Source organism: Kocuria sp. CPCC 204721, assembly GCF_040980945.1.
GTDB classification, from domain to species: domain Bacteria; phylum Actinomycetota; class Actinomycetes; order Actinomycetales; family Micrococcaceae; genus Kocuria; species Kocuria marina.
The window spans coordinates 494315-511730 of record NZ_JAVKPO010000001.1 but is presented as its reverse complement, the minus strand read 5'-3'; the positions used below and the strand labels follow the sequence as shown (position 1 = coordinate 511730).

Here is a 17416-nt window from a genome sequence, read left to right as displayed (position 1 = left end):
CGTCCTCGTCACACGGACGTTCGACGCCCCGCACGGGTGAGCGCCAGGACGACCACGACGATCAGCGCGGACGTTGTGCCCGCGATCATGTCGGTCATGGTGTCCAGGTTGTTCACCTGAGCGTTGCTGTCCGAGACCAGATCGGTGACGAACTCGGCGACCTCCCACAGGAACGCGATGAAGGCGCTGAACGACACGATCGCGAGCCCCCACAGCCACGTGGGCAGGACGAAACCATGCCGCCGGGACAGGATGCGCCATGCGTGATCGGCACCCAGCGCGATCAGGATTCCCGAGAAGAAGTGGACCACGGTGTCCCACGGCGTCCACACACCGTAGACGTGCAAATACGTTCCCAGGAACGCCCCGCCGAACAACAGCACCGCGTACAGCAGTTGCAGGGTCACGGGGATGGTGGCGCGGGCGATCGGCTCCAGGGCGAGCGGGACGAGCGCCGCGAGGACGAGTGCGGACAGCAAGAACACGGCCGGGCCGTTCTCCCGGGCGATCTCGAAGATCAGCGTCCCCACGAGGAGCACCTCCAGCACGATCAAGGGGGCATGGCGGCGCAGTCTCGTGTAGTGGGGGATCATGCCTCCGACCCTACGCACGGGCCCTGACACGGTGGGTTGGGACGCGACGGCGTTGAGGAGGCTCAGTCCGTGAGGATCAACGACAGCCCCCGATCGAGGGCCTGTTCGGTGCCCTCCCGAACGGATTCGGGTGCGTTGAGGTGATCCAGGGCCAACCCGTTCACGAGTGCCGTGACCAGGGGCGCGGCGGTGTCCGGGGTCAGCCCCTCATGTAGCTTCCCGTCCTCCTGGGCCCGCCGCAGGACGTTCAGGACACCCTCGTGGAAGATCTGCAGGTTCTGCCAGTACACGCTCGCGAGCCAGTCCCGGGTGGAGGCGGCCGCCCCGAAGCTGACCCACACGGCAGCGTCCTCCCTCCGCACGCCCTCCAATGGCAGGAGTTCACGCAGGGTGCGAGCGAGGAATGCCCGATAGCCGTTCTGACCGCGCGCAGCCATGACCCGCTGGGTTTGTCGCTCCACGGACCTCTCGAGGGCGGCGAGCAGCAGATCCCGCCGCGTCTTGTAGTGGTATTGAACGGTCCCGGGGGAGATCCCGGACTCCTGGGCCACGGTGCGCACGCTCACCACGTCGAAACCTTGCTGGGCGATCACGCGGATCGCCGCTTCCGCGATCATGACCCGGGCGGGGATCATCCCGCGACTCTCGTTCTCCTGTGGCATCTGACCACCCCCTCTCATACAAGTGTATGGTTGCGGTATGACATACGTTCGTACGAGACAAGGCGGCACACATGGGTGACCTTCTCGCACTGCTCGGACTAGCTCTTCTCGACAGCATGAGCCTCGGGACCCTGGTGATCCCCCTGGTCCTCGTGATCTCCCGGCGGCGCGTGGACGCGGTCCCGCTGTTCTTCTACTTCGCGGCCGTGGTGCTCCTCTACTTCTTCCTGGGGATCGCGATCGCCCTGGGGTTCGACCTCCTCTCCGACGTGGCCGGGAGGATCTGGGACAGCGAGCCCGCCCAGTGGTTCAAGGTGGTCGCCGGGCTGGGTCTGCTCGCGTACGGGATCTTCGCACCCGACCCCGTGAAGCGCGAGGGGCACCGCGCACCGCCCAGGTCCCTGCATCCCGGTGCCATGGTCGCCCTCGGTGCCGGCGCTGCTCTCACGGAAGCCGCCACGATGGTCCCCTATCTCGCGGCCAACGGGATCATCACGAGTATGGACATCGGCTGGTCGCTGCGACTGGCCCTGCTCGCGGGTCTGTCCGTTAAACGGTGTGTGGGGTCCGGCGGTTCTCATTAGTGAGTGGTTCTTTCGAACCGTCCGGCGAAGGTGATCGCGAACGCGTTCAGCGCGGGCTTCCACCTCATCATCCAGCGTGCCCTCCCGCCGCCGGTGGGGTCAAGCGAGCGTGTCACCAGGTACAAGCACTTCAACGCCGCTTGCTCGTTCGGGAAGTGTCCGCGGGCTCGGACGGCCCGCCGGTATCTCGCGTTGATCGACTCGATCGCGTTGGTCGTGCAGATCACTTGACGGATCTCGACGTCGTATTCGAGGAACGGCACGAACTCCGCCCAGGAGTTGCGCCAGAGCTGCACGATCGCTGGATACCGCTCACCCCACTCGGCGGCGAACTCCTCGAACCTGTCCTTCGCCGCCTGCTCGGACGGGGCCGTGTAAACGGGCTTGAGCGAACGGACGATCGCATCCCGGTGCTGCCGGCCGGCATAACGGAACGAGTTGCGGATCAGGTGCACGATGCACTGCTGCACGACCGCCTGCTCCCAGGTGGTGTTGATCGCTTCCGGCAACCCCTTGAGGCCGTCGCACACCGCGATCAGCACGTCCTCGACCCCGCGGTTCTTCAGCTCGCTGAACACCTGCAGCCAGAACCTCGCCCCTTCCGCGCCGTCGCCGGCCCAGATACCCAGGATGTCGCGTTCCCCGTTCGTCGTGACGCCCATGACGACGTAGAACGGGGTGTTGCGGACCTGCCCGTCACGAACCTTCACCACGATCGCGTCGACGAAGATCACCGGATAGATCGCATCCAGCGGGCGGGAAGCCCACTCCGCGAGTTCCCCGGTGACCTTCTCGGTAATCTGGCTGATCGTGTCCTTGGAGACCTTCGCCCCATAGACCTCGTCGAAGTGAGCGGCGATCTCCCCGGTCGTCAGCCCGCGCGCGGTCAGCGACAGCACGATCTGATCGATCCCGTCCAGCCGGCGCTTGCGCTTGGGCACGATCACCGGCTCGAACGACCCGTCACGATCCCGAGGAACCTCGATCTCCACCGGCCCGATCTCGGTGAGCACCGTCTTTGTCCGGGTCCCATTGCGCATGTTCACCCCCATTGGGGTCTCGCCGTGCTCGTGACCGAGATGCTCGGTCAGCTCAGCGTTCAGCGCGGTCTCAAGCACGTTTTTCGTGAGCTGGTTTAGCAGGCCTCCTGGCCCGACCAGGCTCACACCCTGCTCCTTCGCCTGCGCCAGTAAGCGCGCGGCGAGGTCTTTCTGATCGATGATCTCTCCCGTCACGGGATCAATCATCTCGTCGTCCAACAAATCGGTCGTGTCAGCCACGGCCGTCTCCTCTCGGATCAGGCCGGACCCTCACACACCGTTCTTCTGACAGTCCCCTGCTCGCTGCCTACTGCGTCGTGATGATCCTGCCCGCGCTCGTGCTCATCGTGGCTGCAGCATTGGCCGGCCAGCGGATCTGGCCGCGCCTCGAGAGGATCGTCCCCACGCTCGAGCGGGAAGCAAAGGTCACGCTTCTGTGGATCGCAGCGATCGTCGGGGTATGGATGGCCGGGAGCGGATTGTCCGCCGTGATGAACTGACCTCCCCCCTGTCCGTGGAGGACCCCCGGAAGTGATCGAACACCGCTCGGTGCAGTACTTCGGTGTACTACATTGGCATGCCCGGTGGGGGCGGCTCGTGTTCATCGCGGTCACGCTGGTCAGGTTCGGGCTGAGTTTCTTGCCGTTCACCGAGCTCGTGACCAAGGTCTTCCCCGTGATCGGCTGGCTCGGTGTCCTCTTCGTGGCGGTCCTACTGGTCACGTGGCTGGTCAGCGCGCGCACCCACATTGCCGAGGAAGGGTTGCGTGGGGACCTCTACCAGGAGGCCGAGCGGACCAGCGGGATCAGCGTCCCGCCCGAGGAACAGGAGCAACTCGGCGAGAAGCTGTCGCGGTTGTAGAAATCCCGCCGCATCAAGCCCCCGTGCCGTTGACGGCGTCCCCGGGTCGGTGACGGCAGTACGACGACGGTAGACGGCCACCTTCGCGTTCGAGGTGATCGTCCGCCGTCGTCAGATGTACCGCCTGGATCCCGGGAACGGGAGGCGAAGTACGAGGTCGTCAGCCTCCGAAGCCGATGTCCAGGGACACGACGCCCACGCCGATCACCATGGCGGTGGCCAGCAGGAACGCGAGCACGATCAGAATGAGCCCCCACGGGGTGCCCTTCTGCGGGTTGCTGGGCTGAGTTTTGGGCGTGTCTTCCATGATCTTCCCTTCGTGTGGTCGGAGTTAAAGTCTGGCAGGTCGCGGAGAGTTCGGGGGAAAGTGACATGGGGCGGGGCGGTTGCCGCTCTTGCCCTGGCGTCTGTGCGTGCTGTTGTGGCCATGGACACTTTCTTCAACTCTATGCGCAACCTCGGCTTCCGACGCGGGTTCCCGCGAGCAGCGTTCCCAACCGTTCGCCACCCCTGGTCCCGAGGTCCACTGATCGGGACGCACTGCGCACGGCCGCGAGACAGTCCGCCTCGACATCCCACGGTGGCTCAGTAGCGGTCAGTCGGCCTTCCAACCTGAGAAGTCCCAGCCGACCATCCGGGTGCGATCGTAAACGGCGCGCAATGAGTCGATCATCATGCTTCATTGTGGTCTCCCACCGCGCCCCGTGAGGCTGTGTGTTCTCAGCTGCCGGAGCTTTCTGCCCCATCGAGTTCCTCGGCGGCGGCGCCGTCAGACTCCGGATCCTGCAGTGCGGGCCCGCCCACGGCCTGGTCCTGCCAGGTGAGCACGCGCCATGCGCCGGGCTCGCCGTCGAGCACGACGACGCCCGTGTTCGACAATCCGTTGGTCGCCGTGAACTTGCGGTCCAGGTTGGCGCACCGCAGCGCACACCACGCACGAATGACGGCGCCGTGCGACACGAGAACAGCCACGCGGTCCGGTGCCAGAGCAGTGGACGCTTCCTCGACGACGGCGTCGAAGCGCGCCATGACGTCGTGGCCGTTCTCGTCCGACCCGGGGATCCTCGAAGCGAGGCCACCATCCGCCCAGCTCAACGCTGATTCCAGATAGGTCTCGATCGAATCGTGGTCGTTGGCCATTTCCAGATCCCCGGCACCGATCTCACGCAGACCCTCACGGATCTCGGTCGACAACTCGCGCGCCTCCGCGAGCGGGGCGGCCGTCTGCTGGGTGCGCACGAGGTTGGAGGCGTAGATCGCACTGATGGGCTCACCCGCCAGCGCCTGCACGAGGGCCCGCGCCTGCTCACGCCCCAGGTCGGTGAGGTCCGCGCCGGGTGCGGCGGTGTCCAAGTGATGGCCCACGTTGGAGGAGGTCTGGCCATGACGCACCAGAATGAGTCGCACGGGGATATGCACCTTGTCAGTTGCCGGGGGTCTTGTAGGTCATACCCGGTCCACGGTAGCTCAGGGAGGAATCCGCTGAGCCACGCACCACGACCTGACCACCGCCCACGCTGCGTGCCGAATTGTTTCGAGGCCATGGCCACTGCCCTGGCGCGGTGACCTGCTGTTGTGAATCTGCATGATCGCGGGAATTCACAATCTACGGCTGGGCATGGCTCCATGACCGCCCCGGAGCCGAGCCACTCCACGACCCGGTCTGCCAGCAGACGGCCGATCGTCATGGTTGCGGAGAAGGCACCACAGGCGACGGCCGCGGTGCCCGCGGAGGTGCCGAGCGCGTCCTTCAGGCTGCGCTCGCGCGGAGCTCCACCCGATTGTCACTGACTCTCCCGCCGCCGAGACGGACGTGGCGTCCCTGCGTGCGACAGAAGCCACCGTCACCGTAACGGCCCAGGGCTGAGCCGCTGGAAATACCCTAGAGTAACTTCTATGTCTGACCACCGGAACTCCCCCGTAGCCGGGATCCGCCGCGAAAACCTGAGCATTCCCGTCGCCTCGGACGCCGTGGCGGGCACGCTGTGGCTGCCCGAGGGCGAGCCGCGCGGCGCCGTCGTCATCCACCCCGCCACCGCAACGCCCGAACGGTTCTACGCCGGGTTCGCCGAGTACGTGACGGGCCGCGGTCTCGCGGCGGTGACCTATGACTACCGCGGCACGGGCCGCTCCGGCGAACCCCGGAAGAACCCGCACCTACGCATGCGCGACTGGATGGGCGGGGACGTCCCCGCCGTGGCCGCCTGGACCCGCGCACGGTTCCCCGGGTTTTCACTGCACGCCGTGGGTCACAGCATCGGCGGGCACGCCATGGTCCTCGGCCACGGGCTCGAGGGCCTCGACCGGTTCGCGGTGGTCTCCTCCCACCTGGCGCACACCCGCACGATCGCCCCGCGGAAGGAGCAGCTGCGCGTGGCCGCCATGCTGCATGTCGTGGGCCCGGCACTGAGCCGGACCCTGGGGTACATGCCCGGCAAGCGGCTCGGCATCGGAGAAAACATGCCCACAGCCGCGATGGTCGAGTGGGGGTCGTGGGCACGGCGTCCCGGCTACTTCTTCGACGACCCGTCCATGGACGCGACGGCTCGCGCGGCCGCGGTCACCCAGGATGTGCTCGCGCTCGGCGCCTCCGACGATCCCTGGGCCAGCCCCGCGCAGATGAGGGCCCTGACCGGGCGGCTCACCTCCGCCGCGGTGGAGCACCGCACGTTCACCCCGGAGCAGCTGGGCGTTCCGCGCATCGGCCACCACGGCCTGTTCCGCCGCTCCGCCGCCGACGCCGTGTGGCCGGGCCTCGTGGACTGGCTCACCGCGCCGTCACCCCAGGGCTGAACGGCCCCGGCTTCCCGGGACTGCACGCGCCGGGTGGAGAAGGGCAGCCGCGACGTCGCCTTGGGCGCTCAGGCGTTGACGGGTCGGCGCACGGGCCTGTCCGCCGGCTGGCGCCACACGAGGACCGCCACGGTCAGCATGAGCCCCACGGCGATGAGACCGAACGGCACGGGCAGCAGCGGGATCAGTGCAGCAGCAGTGTGACGGACAGCGTCGTGGGCTCGAGGGCCCTCACGGCGTGCAGCAGCCCCTCCGTGAGGTGCAGTACCTGGCCCGGCCGCAGCTGCACGGGACCCTCCGGGAGCTGGAAGTCCACGCTCCCCCGGACCACTTGGATCAACGCCGGGTGCGGTGCGGCGTGCTCGTGGAGCTCGTCGCCCTCGTGGAACTCGAAGGCGACCACCTTGACGCCGTCCTCCTCCACCACCGTGGCAGCACTGGGGCGGCCCGGACGGGGTTCGCTGCGGCCGACCAGCTCTGAAAGGGTGGCGACTCCACTCCCGGAGCCGTGGTGGGTGGTGTGCTCGAACGAGTGGTGCGCCATGGCTTCTCAGGTCCCCTCCGTGAATTGTTCGAAACATAATCAGCATATTGCGTGCAAGATATTGAATCAACGGGGGTTCACCCGGCCGGAACCGCCGAGGAGCAGTCGCTCCCCTCCTGCGGCACCTCCCAGCTGACCCGATGCACCGAACGGCCCACCCACGAGGAGGTCGTGGCCCGCCTGAGGACGCGCCCCCCTCAGACACTCACCCGAGGGTTGCTCACACGAGGGCCAGCACGAACGTCCACACGCACACCACCGCGAGCATGCCCAGGCTGTAGGCGATGGAGCCGCGCATGATCTCACTCTCCCGCCCGTTGAGACCCACCGCGCCGGCGGCGATCGCGATGGACTGTGGGGAGATGACCTTTGCGGTGGTGCCGCCTGCCGTGTTGGTCCCCACGAGGAGGGACGGGGCGGCGCCGATGCCCTGCGCCGTCGCCACCTGCAGCGGCGCGAAGAGGGTGTTGTTGTTGACCACCGAGCCCGTGAGGAATACCCCGATCCAGCCGATCACCGGGGCGATGAGCGGGAAGATGGGACCGACCGCGGCAAGCGCGGTGCCCATGGCGGTGGAGCCGCCGGAGTAGTTGGCAATGTTCGCGAGCACCAGGATCACGGCGATGAGCAGGATGGCCGGGCCCAGTGCCTTGAGGGCGCCCGCCAGCTCCTCCCCCAGTTCTTTGGCGTGCAGCTGCGGGGTGGTGAAGAACGTGATGAACACCGCGATCAGGATGGCCGTTCCGGTGGCACCAAGGATCGAGAAGGTCCAGGTGGCATTGACGACCGTTCCGGCGGCGGTGGTCACGTGACCGGTGAGCCCGGGCATGGGCACCTTGAAGGTCGTGAAGTTCAGCGCACCCTTGGTGAAGAGGTTCTGCACGGCGGGGACGGACCACAGCAGGATCACGGCGGTGAGGATGTAGAAGGGGCTCCACGCGCGGATCACCTCGCTCGCGGGATGGCTGGCCTCAGCGGTCTCGGGGGCCTCCGGGGCACGCGAGATCCGGCGCGGGGACCACACGTGGCACACCGCGAACAGGGCGACCATGGCCAGCAGGCCGGCCGCGAGATCCGCCAGCTCGGGGCCCATGAACCACAGCAGGCCACCCTGCACCGCGCAGAAGACCACCGAGGAGACCAGCGCCGGGAGCCAGGCCTCGCGCAGGCCGCGCGCCCCGTCGACCATCCACACGAGCAGGAACGGAACGAGGAACGTGAGCGGCTGGAGCAGCAGCACGAGGGCTCGCGAGAGTTCCTGCGTCTCCATGCCGGTGACCTGCGCGCCCACGAGCACGGGCACGCCAATGGCGCCGTAGGCACCGGCGGCCACGTTGGCCACGAGGCACAGCACTGCGGCGCGCACGGGCGGGAACCCCAGCTGCACGAGCAGTGCCGCGCAGATCGCAATGGGCACGCCGAAGCCGGCCACGCCTTCCAGGAACGCGCCGAATGCGAACGCGATGAGCAGCACCTGCACGCGCTGGTCAGAGGAGACCGCGGCGATCGAGGAGCGGATCACGTCGAAGCGGCCCGAGCGCACGCTCAGCCGGTACAGCCACACCGCCATGACGATGATGTACGCGATGGGCCACAGCGCGGTGAGCAGCCCCAGCAGACCTGCACCGGCCGCGGCGGAGACGGGCATGTGGAACACGAGCAGTGCCACCAGGATCTGCACCACCAGCGCGATGAGCCCCGATGTCAGCCCCGTGAGCTTGAACAGCATCATGCAGGCCAGGAACACGACTATCGGGATCGCGGCCACGAGCGCGGTGAGGGGCAGGCTGCCCAGGGTGTCAAGAGATTGGGTCCACATTGGAGCCTCCACGACGTCCGGCGGGTGAGCAGTCCTCAAGGCGGGCTCGCGACGTCGCCGCGGTGCGCGCCGTCGTCAGCCGCCGGTCGCGTAGCGGGGCGGGTTCCGGGAGCCAGCGGACCCTCGTACCACCACCTGCCACGCGCCGCAGCGACGCCTTGATCACAGGGTCAACGCTAGTCCTGAACCGGGCAGTTCGGGCGGAAACCCTCCGCGGAGAGTGACAGGTGCGTAGTAAGACGCCCGGCTGCGGACCCCCTGGGGAGCGGCACAGCCGCCCAGGGGGTCCGGAACCCCGTGAGTGGTAACGGGACACAGTAAAAATACCCACACCGTGAAATTACGATCGGCAAACCTTAGTTATTCTCAATGCCCTCGGCACCCGCCACAACCTTTTCTGGCGGCAGTACCGGAAACGCCCCGGAACGCGTCTTGCAATGCCCCTCCCGGCGTAGAATTGAGGGTGATGAACTCCCGGAGTTCAGCACTCGGTTCACCCACTGACGAGGGGCAACGATGACGGCAACCATTCAGCGAAAACAACGCACGTCAGCCCCGCCGCGCACACGGCTGCCGGTGTCGAACTTCGCCGCGAAAACCACCATGGCCGTCACCGGTCTTATTTTCGTCGGATTTGTGTTCGTGCACATGTACGGCAATCTGCACATCTTCCGCGGCCAGGAGGAGTTCGACCACTACGCACACTGGTTGCGCGAGATCCTGATGCCGCTCATGCCCTACGAGGGTGTCCTGTGGGTGCTGCGCGTCGTGTTGCTGATCAGCCTGGTGCTGCACGTGGGCTGCGGGCTCCTGCTGTGGACGCGCGCCCGTCGAGCCCGCGGGCCGTTCAAACGCACCGGGTTGCGTCGCGGCGACGCCCTGATGGCGCGCTCGATGCTCGGAACCGGCCTGGTGATCCTGCTGTTCGTGATCTTCCACATCCTGGACCTCACGCTGGGTGTCCAGCCGGCCGCATCCGGGTCGTTCGAGAGCGGATCGGCATACGCCAATCTGGTCGCCAGTTTCCAGCGGCCCCTCGTGGCCCTCTTCTACATGCTCACCATGCTGGTGCTCACCGTGCACGTGGCCCACGGGACGTGGACCGCCGCCAACGACCTCGGCGCCACCGGCAGGCGGCTGCGGCAGCTCGCCGCGTGGGTGGCAGGGCTGGTCGCCATTGTCATCTGCCTGGGTAACATCTCGATCCCCGTCTTGGTTCTCCTGGGAGTGATTCAGTGATGACGGCATCCTCGACCACCCAGCCGCACGCCCTGCTGGACGAGCTGCGCACCGTGGGCTCGGACCTCCCTGGCCTGGGCTCGGACGTGCCCCCGTCCCAGATGTGGGCGGACCGGCGGCTGCACTACCGCATGGTGGGCCCGCTCAACCGTCGGAAGTTCACCGTGGTCGTCGTGGGCACCGGACTCGCCGGTGCAGGTGCGGCGGCGGCCCTGGGCGAACTCGGCTACAACGTGGAGTCGTTCACCTTCCACGACGCCCCGCGCCGCGCCCACTCGGTGGCCGCCCAGGGCGGCATCAATGCCGCACGCGCCCGCACGGTGGACAACGACTCGATCGCCCGGTTCGTGAAGGACACCGTCAAGGGCGGCGACTTCCGCGGCCGCGAGGCCGATGCCTGGCGGCTGGCCGAGGAGAGCATCCGGGTCATCGACCACATGAACGCGATCGGCGCGCCCTTCGCCCGCGAGTACGGGGGCGGGCTGGCCACCCGCTCGTTCGGCGGCGTACAGGTCTCCCGGACCTACTACACGCGCGGGCAGACCGGTCAGCAGCTGCAGGTTGCCGCCGCCCAGGCGCTGCTGCGGCAGGTCTCCACGGGACAGGTGAACCTGCACACTCGCACGGAGATGCTGGACCTCATCGTCGTGGAGGGCCGCGCCCAGGGCATCGTGGTGCGCGACCTCGTGACCGGGCAGATCTCGGCGGTCACCGGGGACGCCGTGGTGCTCGCCACCGGCGGCTACGGCAACGTCTACTACCGCTCCACGCTGGCCAAGAACTCGAACGTCACCGCCGCATTCCGGGCTCATCGGCGCGGCGCGCTGTTCGCCAACCCGTGCTTCATCCAGTTCCACCCCACGGCCCTGCCGGTCTCCAGCGAGTGGCAGTCCAAGACCACTCTCATGAGCGAGTCCCTGCGCAACGACGGCCGAATCTGGGTTCCCGTGAAGGCCGGGGACCACCGGCCCCCGAACGACATTCCCGAGGACGAGCGCGACTACTACCTGGAACGCCGGTACCCGGCCTTCGGCAACCTCACACCGCGCGACGTCGCCAGCCGGGCCGCGCGCACCGAGATCGACGCGGGGCGCGGCGTCGGGCCGCTGAAGAACTCCGTCTACCTCGACTTCCGGGACGCCATCGAGCGCCTGGGCCGCAAGGTGATCGCAGAGCGCTACGGCAACCTTTTCGAGATGTACTCGGACGCCACCGGCGAGGACCCGTACGAGGAGCCCATGCGCATTGCGCCCGGCGCGCACTTCGCCATGGGCGGGCTGTGGAGCGACTACGACATGATGACGTCGATCCCCGGGCTGTTCGTGGGCGGCGAGGCCGGCTGGGGTTACCACGGCGCCAACCGCCTCGGGGCCAACTCGCTGCTGTCCGCGTGCGTGGACGGGTGGTTCACGCTCCCCTACTCGGTGCCCAACTACCTGGCACCGCTGCTGGGCAAGCCGAAGCTCTCGCCGGACGACGACGTCGTGCGGGCCGCGGTTACCGAGGCCGAGGCCGGGGTGCAGGCGCTGGTCGCGATCGGCGGCACGCAGGGCCCGGAGCGCTTCCACCGCCGGCTGGGCGACCTGCTGTACGAGAAGTGCGGGGTGACGCGCACCGCCGAGGGGCTGGCCGAGGGTCTGCGAGGCATCCGGGAGCTGCGCAGGGAGTTCTGGAGCGACCTGCGGGTGCAGGGGCGCCCGGACGGCTTCAACCAGGAGCTCGAGCGCGCCGGCCGCGTGGCCGACTACCTGGACATGGCCGAGCTCATGTGCCTGGACGCGCTGGACCGGGACGAGTCCGCCGGCGCGCACTTCCGCGAGGAGCACCAGACCGAGGGCGGCGAGGCCCAGCGCGACGACGAGCACTGGCTGTTCGCGTCCGCGTGGGAGCGTGCTGATTCCGGCGAGACCGGCGAAACGGGACCGCGCTACATCAGGCACCAGGAGCCCCTGGAGTTCCCCAGCGTCCCGCCCGAGACCCGCGACTACCGATGAGAGGACCATCCTCATGAAACTCACGTTGAAAGTCTGGCGTCAGGAGTCCGGCGCCGAGGACGGGCACTTCGAGGAGTACCCGCTGGAGGACGTGGGGCCCGAGTTCTCCCTCCTGGAGGCGCTCGACAAGCTCAACGACGACCTCGTTGCCCGTGGCGAGGAGCCGATCGCGTTCGACTCGGACTGCCGCGAGGGCATCTGCGGGGCGTGCGGCGTGACCGTGGACGGCAGACCCCACGGCCCTCAGGAGAAAACGCCGTCCTGCCGGCAGCACCTCCGCTCCTTCGAGGACGGCGCCACCGTGCAGCTCGAACCGTTCCGCAGCGGCGCGTTCCCAGTGGTCAAGGACCTCGCGGTGGACCGCAGCGCGCTGGACCGGGTGATCGAAGCCGGTGGTTTCGTCTCCACCTCCGTGGGCACCGCCCCGGACGCGGACGCCATCCCGGTGTCCCACGAGGCCGCGGAGTGGGCGCTGGACCTGGCGGCGTGCATCGGCTGCGGTGCGTGCGTGGCCGCGTGCCCCAACGGTTCCGCCCAGCTGTTCGCCGGGTCCAAGACCATGCACCTGGCCACGCTGCCCTCCAGCTCCAAGGAGCGGGGCCGCCGGGCCAAGGGCATCACGCGGGCGGCCGAGGAGGAGTTCGGTCCGTGCTCGGTCTACGGCGAGTGCGCGGAGGTGTGCCCCGCGGGCATCCCGCTCACCGCGATCGCCGGGCTCAACCGGGAGAAGCTGCGGCAGGTGCTGCGCAACAAGGACGACTGACCCGCTCCCCCGACGACAGACGACGACGCTCGGTGCCCCTGTGAGGGCACCGAGCGTCGTCGTACGGGCGGGTTCGCCGGGCGGACTATATGGCGAGGTCGCCGAGGATCCACATCCAGCCGCTGCCCACGACGGTCCAGATGACAATGATCGCGACGGACATGATGAAGGCGACCTTGAACCACTCGGAGACCTTGATGTACCCGGAGCCGTAGACCACGCCGGACGGGCCGGACGCGTAGTGGCTGATGGCGCCGAAGAGGTTGCCGATGAAGCCGAGAGCGAGGGCCGCAAACATCGGCGGGGCACCGGCGGTGATGGCCGCGCCCAGGAACACGCCGTACATGGCGACGATCTGCGCGGTGTTCGAGGCGAACATGTAGTGCGCGTAGAAGTAGACGAGCGCCAGGATGGCAAAGGCAACAGCCCAGGGCATGCCACCGACGGCACCGGAAACCACCGAGCCGATCCAGGTGATGACTCCCAGGTTGTTCAGGTTCTCCGCCATGCCCACCAGGACCGCGAAGAAGATCAGGGTGTTCCAGGCGGAGCCGTTCTTGGCCATGTCGTTCCAGGTGAGCACCTTGGTCACGAGCAGCACCGCAATGCCCACGAAGGCCGCCGTGGTGGCGTTGACGCCAATGGCCGTGCCAAAGACCCACAGCACCAGGAGCAGCACGAACGTGGCCGCCATGACGATCTCACCGCGGGTCATGGACCCCATCTTCTGCAGCTCGCTGCGCGCCATGGTGGGTGCTTCCGGAGTGCTCTTCAGCGTGGGCGGGTAGACCTTCATGAGCAGCCACGGGACCACCGCCAGGCTCACGAGGCCGGGGATCAGCGCGGCCAGGGCCCACTGGCCCCAGGAGATGTGCACGCCCAGCTTCTCGGCGGAGGCCACGGCCAGTGGGTTGCCGGCCATGGCGGTGATGAACATGGCGCTGGTGATCACGTTGACGTGGGCAGCGGTGAACGTGAGGTAGGAGCCGAGCTTCCTGCGGGACTCGTCGGTGTTTGGGGTGGAGCCCTGCACCTCCGCGACGGAGCGGACGATCGGGTAGATCACACCACCCGCGCGGGCCGTGTTGGACGGGGTGGCCGGTGCGAGCAGGAGGTCCGTGACGGCCATGCCGTAGGCGATGCCCAGGGGCGATTTGCCGAGGACCCTGAGGAACATCAGGGCCACGCGGCGTCCCAGCCCGGTGAGCAGGAAGCCGTCCGCGATGAAGAACGCCGCGACGATCAACAGCACGGCGGAGTTGGAGAACCCGCTCAGGGCCTCCCCGCTCTTGACGTCCATGGCACCGGTGATCATGGCGGTGGCCAGTCCGATCAGCGCCACCGACGGGGTGGGCAGGGGCTGCAGGATGAGCCCCAGGATGGTCGCGACGAAGATGCCGAGCATGTGCATGCCGCGGGGGTCCACGCCCTCAGGTGCGGGGATGAAGAAGATCACCGCGCCGATGAGAATCATGAGCCCGAATTTCCAGAGCATCGAGACAGTGTCTCGGCTCATGGTTCTGGATTCGTGAGTGGAATCAACCTGATGGCCGGACATTTCCGCCTCCGAGTGTCGCTCCGGTGTGAGACTCTTCTTCCCTCAATTTTAGGCCCGTGGCCAGCGAAAATACGGCTCCCTGGTCATGCGGAGGCGACCGGTCTGGTGATTCTCGTCACCGTTCATTGGGTGACTATGGTCACTGGGTCAAAGGCCGGATGCGGGTCGGTTTTCAACCGTCCGTAGGTGTCGACGTCGAGACGTTCTCCGTCCACCAGGAATTTCTGGCGCTGGGTGCCTTCCTTGACGAAACCAGCTCTTCTCGCGACGACGCCGGAGGCCGGGTTGTTGACGCGGTGGCCAAGTTCGAGACGATCCAGTCCGCGCTCCGCGAGGGCCCACTCCGCGATCGTGGCCGCGGCACGGCTCATGACTACCCTGCCGCGCGCCCGGTCGGTCATCCAGTACCAGAACCAGCCGTTCCTGTTGTCCTCGTCGACCGTGACGCAGACCAGGCCGATCAGTGCGTCGGACTCGACGACGGCCCAGGGCTCGTGGGGCGAGTCCGGGCTCACGAGGCGGGCGACGTACGCCGAGGCCTCCTCGGCCGTGGTGACCACGCCTTGACGGGCCATGTCGGGGTTGGAGGCGAAAGCCTGGTGAACAGCATGGGCGTCCGCCTGTCGCAATCTACGAAGGAACAGGGCTTCATCAGGCACGGCAACATTCCTCACCAGTCAATGATCGGAGAAGCCTCGCGGGCGTCCCAGAGATGCGCCTTAGACGTCGGCAGCAAAGTCACCTGACACGGCTGCTCCGAACAACGACAGTTCAGCCCGGCTCAGTAGTGGTATCGAGCCTGCAAGATCACGAGATCCTCACCAGTCACGAGGTAGACGAGCCGGTGCTCCTCGTTGATGCGCCGCGACCACGAGCCCCGCGCCCCGTACTTCAACTGCTCCGGCTTGCCGATGCCCTCGAACGGCTCGCGCAGGCAGGCATCGATGAGCAGGTTGATCCGCTTGAGGATTCTCCGGTCGGCGGTCTGCCAGTACGTGTAGTCCTCCCAGGCGGCCTCGTCCCAGACCAGCCGCATTCAGACGTCCCGAGACTGGCTGACCGACTCGTCGGAACGGTCGAGCTCGTGGACCTGGGTCTTCCCGACACGGGCACGATCGTAGGCGTCGAGAAGCCTGCGGGCGTTCGACGGCGACCGGAACAGGTAGGCGGTCTCCTGCCACGCCGCGTACTCGTCGGCGGGCATGAGCACCGCGTTGCCCTTCCGAGAGACGATCTCGATGGCTTCTTGGTCCTCGTTCACGCGCTCGATGAGCGGGAAGAGAGTCTTGCGGGCCTCGCTTGCGCTGATGGACATGGAGTACCTTCCCTACGTTGACTGGTACCCGTTTATGGTACCAGTCAACCTCCTGGCGTGGTCCGCATGACGACGATCAGGCATGGGCTTCCTTCACTGGGGACGTTGCCGACGCCCTCAGACAATACGGCTCAGGCTGCTTCGTTCCTCAGGGGCCAAACAGGGCCAGGGGCACCACGGCGATACCGTCCCGCCGCCGATAGGCGATCGGACCCGTCGTGATGATCAGACCATCCACAAAACGTGATCCCAGCTGGTCGCGCAACCAGCGCAGGTGCTTGCCATCGGAGTCGCTGACAGCTGCCGCGAGTTTTACCTCAATGCCGACGACTCCGCCGTCGGCCCGCACGACCACGAGGTCCACCTCGTGGTCGCCGTTGCGCGTCCGCAGGTGTGCAATGTCGACCTCCGCGGCCTGGGCAGCGACACGGACGCACAATGTCACCAACGATTCGAAGAGCATCCCCAGCATGGAACCCGCCTGGGGACGAAGTGGCTCCCCTTTGCCGCCCAGCAGTGCGTCGGCGCCCAGGCCGAGGAGGCGAGCCGCTAGAGCAGGATCGGCCAGGTGGTGCTTCGGAGCCTGCCCGAGGCGAGTCATCGGACTGCCGACCGGGCTCCAGGCCGGCACAGGGTCGAGAAGCCACAAGGAGGCCAGCACCTGGCGGTAGGACTCGGCGGTCGCCCGTGCCGGCTTCTCACTGTGACCAGGGGTCGCCGCGTCCAGGATCTGGGAGTAGCTCGCCGTCGTCGAACTCGCGGAAGCGTAGGCGCGCAACCAGGCCATCATGGCTTCCGGTCGGCGGACGGCCAGGCCCTGTTCCGGCACGTCACGCTCCACCGCGTTGCGCAAGTAGGAATCGAGCTGGAAGCCCCGGGCGCGGGCGCTCAGGCCGCGCATCCCCGGGAAACCCGACGCAACGATCTCCTCCACGTATTCGGGCAGCCCCATCGTTGACTCGCCCTGGATGGAGTCACGTCCGGCCAGAACAGCGGCGAGGCTCACGGTTGGTGTTTCCAGACCACGCTCGGCGAGCGTCATCGGACGCATGCGCAGGCGACCGATCCGGCCGGCTCCCGAGTGCTGCACGGTTCCGTCCTGGGGACTCGCACTGCCGGTCAACAGGAACTGCCCGCCCACGGCGTCCTCATCCACGGCGCGGCGAACAACGTCCCACACCTCTGGCATCTTCTGCCATTCATCGATGAGGAGCGGACGCGGGCGGCGGAGAATGATCTGCGGATCCGCTGCGACAGGCTCCCGAACGGCTTTGGAGTCCAGCTTCACCAGCCCAGCCGCCCGTTGTTCCGCCGTCGTGGTCTTGCCTACGGCCTTGGGGCCGTCCAGCGCGAGGGCCGCCACCTCGCCAAAGAGATCATCCAGCTCGAGGTCCACGACGCGACGGGTGTACGACATGGCTTAATCATACCGTTAGCAGGTGTCGCACTAGACAAAACGCATGGCCTGAACTCAACAGAACGCCGCCAGGTTGGCACTGAACTGGCCACCTTGACGGACATCGCGCTCTGACCCGCCGGGGGCGAGGCTCACACACCCGTCGTTCGAGCAATTCAAACCCAGGCTCCGCTGCTCCGACATCACTCGCCCGGCCAAGGACGGGGCAAGCCCCGCAACGCTCCAGCGGGGGAC

19 protein-coding genes are annotated in these 17416 nt (G+C 67.3%); 7 read left to right on the top strand and 12 right to left on the bottom strand.

Going from position 1 to position 17416, the window contains the following annotated elements:
• Positions 1–8: 8 nt before the first annotated feature.
• Together RF637_RS02440 and RF637_RS02435 are read right to left on the bottom strand one after the other, a co-directional pair.
• Complete coding sequence (locus tag RF637_RS02440; protein WP_368844056.1) at positions 9–593, bottom strand: hypothetical protein; 585 nt, start codon at positions 591–593, stop codon at positions 9–11.
• A 62-nt stretch (positions 594–655) separates the two neighbouring features.
• Positions 656–1255: a TetR/AcrR family transcriptional regulator gene (locus tag RF637_RS02435; RefSeq protein ID WP_368844055.1), complete on the bottom strand. Its 600-nt coding sequence runs from the start codon at positions 1253–1255 to the stop codon at positions 656–658.
• Positions 1256–1326: 71 nt separating this feature from the next.
• On the opposite strand from RF637_RS02435, the gene RF637_RS02430 reads away from it, so the two are divergent.
• Positions 1327–1839, top strand: coding sequence for a GAP family protein (locus tag RF637_RS02430; RefSeq protein WP_368844054.1), 513 nt, complete (start codon positions 1327–1329; stop codon positions 1837–1839).
• On the opposite strand, the gene RF637_RS02425 is transcribed toward RF637_RS02430, so the two are convergent.
• Positions 1836–3086: an IS256 family transposase gene (locus RF637_RS02425; RefSeq protein ID WP_129702506.1), complete on the bottom strand. Its 1251-nt coding sequence runs from the start codon at positions 3084–3086 to the stop codon at positions 1836–1838. The two genes, RF637_RS02430 and RF637_RS02425, sit on opposite strands and share 4 nt — an antisense overlap.
• 89 nt (positions 3087–3175) lie before the next feature.
• Here RF637_RS02425 and RF637_RS02420 point away from each other — a divergent pair, with 89 nt between their 5' ends.
• Together RF637_RS02420 and RF637_RS02415 are read left to right on the top strand one after the other, a co-directional pair.
• A complete protein-coding gene (locus RF637_RS02420) occupies positions 3176–3379 on the top strand; it encodes a GAP family protein (protein WP_368844090.1) in 204 nt (67 codons plus the stop codon).
• Between the two features lie 31 nt (positions 3380–3410).
• On the top strand, positions 3411–3740 hold the full coding sequence (locus RF637_RS02415; protein ID WP_368844053.1) for a hypothetical protein: 330 nt from the start codon (positions 3411–3413) through the stop codon (positions 3738–3740).
• Between the two features lie 160 nt (positions 3741–3900).
• Here RF637_RS02415 and RF637_RS02410 read toward each other — a convergent pair whose 3' ends face one another.
• Together RF637_RS02410 and RF637_RS02405 are read right to left on the bottom strand one after the other, a co-directional pair.
• Complete coding sequence (locus RF637_RS02410; protein ID WP_156523461.1) at positions 3901–4047, bottom strand: hypothetical protein; 147 nt, start codon at positions 4045–4047, stop codon at positions 3901–3903.
• 413 nt (positions 4048–4460) lie between these two features.
• Positions 4461–5147: a histidine phosphatase family protein gene (locus RF637_RS02405; RefSeq protein WP_312793816.1), complete on the bottom strand. Its 687-nt coding sequence runs from the start codon at positions 5145–5147 to the stop codon at positions 4461–4463.
• A gap of 489 nt (positions 5148–5636) precedes the next feature.
• Between RF637_RS02405 and RF637_RS02400 the strand changes: the two genes are divergently transcribed.
• Positions 5637–6533 (top strand): alpha/beta hydrolase, encoded by an 897-nt coding sequence (locus tag RF637_RS02400; RefSeq protein WP_368834956.1) that lies wholly within the window; start codon positions 5637–5639, stop codon positions 6531–6533.
• Between the two features lie 184 nt (positions 6534–6717).
• On the opposite strand, the gene RF637_RS02395 is transcribed toward RF637_RS02400, so the two are convergent.
• Positions 6718–7077, bottom strand: coding sequence for a cupin domain-containing protein (locus RF637_RS02395; protein ID WP_052160972.1), 360 nt, complete (start codon positions 7075–7077; stop codon positions 6718–6720).
• A 220-nt stretch (positions 7078–7297) separates the two neighbouring features.
• Positions 7298–8896: an L-lactate permease gene (locus RF637_RS02390; RefSeq protein ID WP_368834957.1), complete on the bottom strand. Its 1599-nt coding sequence runs from the start codon at positions 8894–8896 to the stop codon at positions 7298–7300.
• A gap of 516 nt (positions 8897–9412) precedes the next feature.
• Between RF637_RS02390 and RF637_RS02385 the strand changes: the two genes are divergently transcribed.
• The 3 genes from RF637_RS02385 to RF637_RS02375 are packed head-to-tail and all read left to right on the top strand — an operon-like array spanning position 9413 to position 12892.
• Complete coding sequence (locus RF637_RS02385; protein WP_368834958.1) at positions 9413–10135, top strand: succinate dehydrogenase cytochrome b subunit; 723 nt, start codon at positions 9413–9415, stop codon at positions 10133–10135.
• Positions 10135–12129, top strand: coding sequence for a fumarate reductase/succinate dehydrogenase flavoprotein subunit (locus RF637_RS02380; protein WP_368834959.1), 1995 nt, complete (start codon positions 10135–10137; stop codon positions 12127–12129). The genes RF637_RS02385 and RF637_RS02380 overlap by 1 nt, the downstream gene beginning before the upstream one ends.
• Positions 12130–12142: 13 nt before the next feature.
• Positions 12143–12892, top strand: a complete 750-nt coding sequence (locus RF637_RS02375; protein ID WP_368834960.1) for a succinate dehydrogenase/fumarate reductase iron-sulfur subunit — start codon at positions 12143–12145, stop codon at positions 12890–12892.
• A gap of 85 nt (positions 12893–12977) precedes the next feature.
• On the opposite strand, the gene RF637_RS02370 is transcribed toward RF637_RS02375, so the two are convergent.
• The 5 genes from RF637_RS02370 to RF637_RS02350 all read right to left on the bottom strand — a co-directional run bounded on the left by RF637_RS02370 (position 12978) and on the right by RF637_RS02350 (position 17182).
• Complete coding sequence (locus RF637_RS02370) at positions 12978–14408, bottom strand: anion permease (protein WP_368834961.1); 1431 nt, start codon at positions 14406–14408, stop codon at positions 12978–12980.
• A gap of 164 nt (positions 14409–14572) precedes the next feature.
• Positions 14573–15109 (bottom strand): GNAT family N-acetyltransferase, encoded by a 537-nt coding sequence (locus RF637_RS02365; RefSeq protein WP_368844052.1) that lies wholly within the window; start codon positions 15107–15109, stop codon positions 14573–14575.
• A 122-nt stretch (positions 15110–15231) separates the two neighbouring features.
• Positions 15232–15486, bottom strand: coding sequence for a Txe/YoeB family addiction module toxin (locus RF637_RS02360; protein ID WP_035965439.1), 255 nt, complete (start codon positions 15484–15486; stop codon positions 15232–15234).
• Positions 15487–15765 carry a type II toxin-antitoxin system Phd/YefM family antitoxin gene (locus tag RF637_RS02355; protein ID WP_239320797.1) on the bottom strand — a complete coding sequence of 93 codons (279 nt, stop codon included), beginning with the start codon at positions 15763–15765 and terminating at the stop codon, positions 15487–15489. It lies immediately after the preceding gene.
• 148 nt (positions 15766–15913) lie between these two features.
• A complete protein-coding gene (locus RF637_RS02350) occupies positions 15914–17182 on the bottom strand; it encodes an ATP-binding protein (protein ID WP_193518846.1) in 1269 nt (422 codons plus the stop codon).
• Positions 17183–17416 lie beyond the last annotated feature (234 nt).

What these genes read in the sequence shown, in the direction of transcription:
- RF637_RS02355 (WP_239320797.1), bottom strand. Translation starts at nt 15,765, where the DNA reads ATGTCCATCAGCGCAAGCGAGGCCCGCAAGACTCTCTTCCCGCTCATC.
- RF637_RS02395 (WP_052160972.1), bottom strand. Translation starts at nt 7,077, where the DNA reads ATGGCGCACCACTCGTTCGAGCACACCACCCACCACGGCTCCGGGAGT.
- RF637_RS02400 (WP_368834956.1), top strand. Translation starts at nt 5,637, where the DNA reads ATGTCTGACCACCGGAACTCCCCCGTAGCCGGGATCCGCCGCGAAAAC.
- RF637_RS02385 (WP_368834958.1), top strand. Translation starts at nt 9,413, where the DNA reads ATGACGGCAACCATTCAGCGAAAACAACGCACGTCAGCCCCGCCGCGC.
- RF637_RS02360 (WP_035965439.1), bottom strand. Translation starts at nt 15,486, where the DNA reads ATGCGGCTGGTCTGGGACGAGGCCGCCTGGGAGGACTACACGTACTGG.
- RF637_RS02410 (WP_156523461.1), bottom strand. Translation starts at nt 4,047, where the DNA reads ATGGAAGACACGCCCAAAACTCAGCCCAGCAACCCGCAGAAGGGCACC.
- RF637_RS02375 (WP_368834960.1), top strand. Translation starts at nt 12,143, where the DNA reads ATGAAACTCACGTTGAAAGTCTGGCGTCAGGAGTCCGGCGCCGAGGAC.
- RF637_RS02390 (WP_368834957.1), bottom strand. Translation starts at nt 8,896, where the DNA reads ATGTGGACCCAATCTCTTGACACCCTGGGCAGCCTGCCCCTCACCGCG.
- RF637_RS02425 (WP_129702506.1), bottom strand. Translation starts at nt 3,086, where the DNA reads ATGATTGATCCCGTGACGGGAGAGATCATCGATCAGAAAGACCTCGCC.
- RF637_RS02380 (WP_368834959.1), top strand. Translation starts at nt 10,135, where the DNA reads ATGACGGCATCCTCGACCACCCAGCCGCACGCCCTGCTGGACGAGCTG.
- RF637_RS02435 (WP_368844055.1), bottom strand. Translation starts at nt 1,255, where the DNA reads ATGCCACAGGAGAACGAGAGTCGCGGGATGATCCCCGCCCGGGTCATG.
- RF637_RS02440 (WP_368844056.1), bottom strand. Translation starts at nt 593, where the DNA reads ATGATCCCCCACTACACGAGACTGCGCCGCCATGCCCCCTTGATCGTG.
- RF637_RS02430 (WP_368844054.1), top strand. Translation starts at nt 1,327, where the DNA reads ATGGGTGACCTTCTCGCACTGCTCGGACTAGCTCTTCTCGACAGCATG.
- RF637_RS02350 (WP_193518846.1), bottom strand. Translation starts at nt 17,182, where the DNA reads ATGTCGTACACCCGTCGCGTCGTGGACCTCGAGCTGGATGATCTCTTT.
- RF637_RS02370 (WP_368834961.1), bottom strand. Translation starts at nt 14,408, where the DNA reads ATGAGCCGAGACACTGTCTCGATGCTCTGGAAATTCGGGCTCATGATT.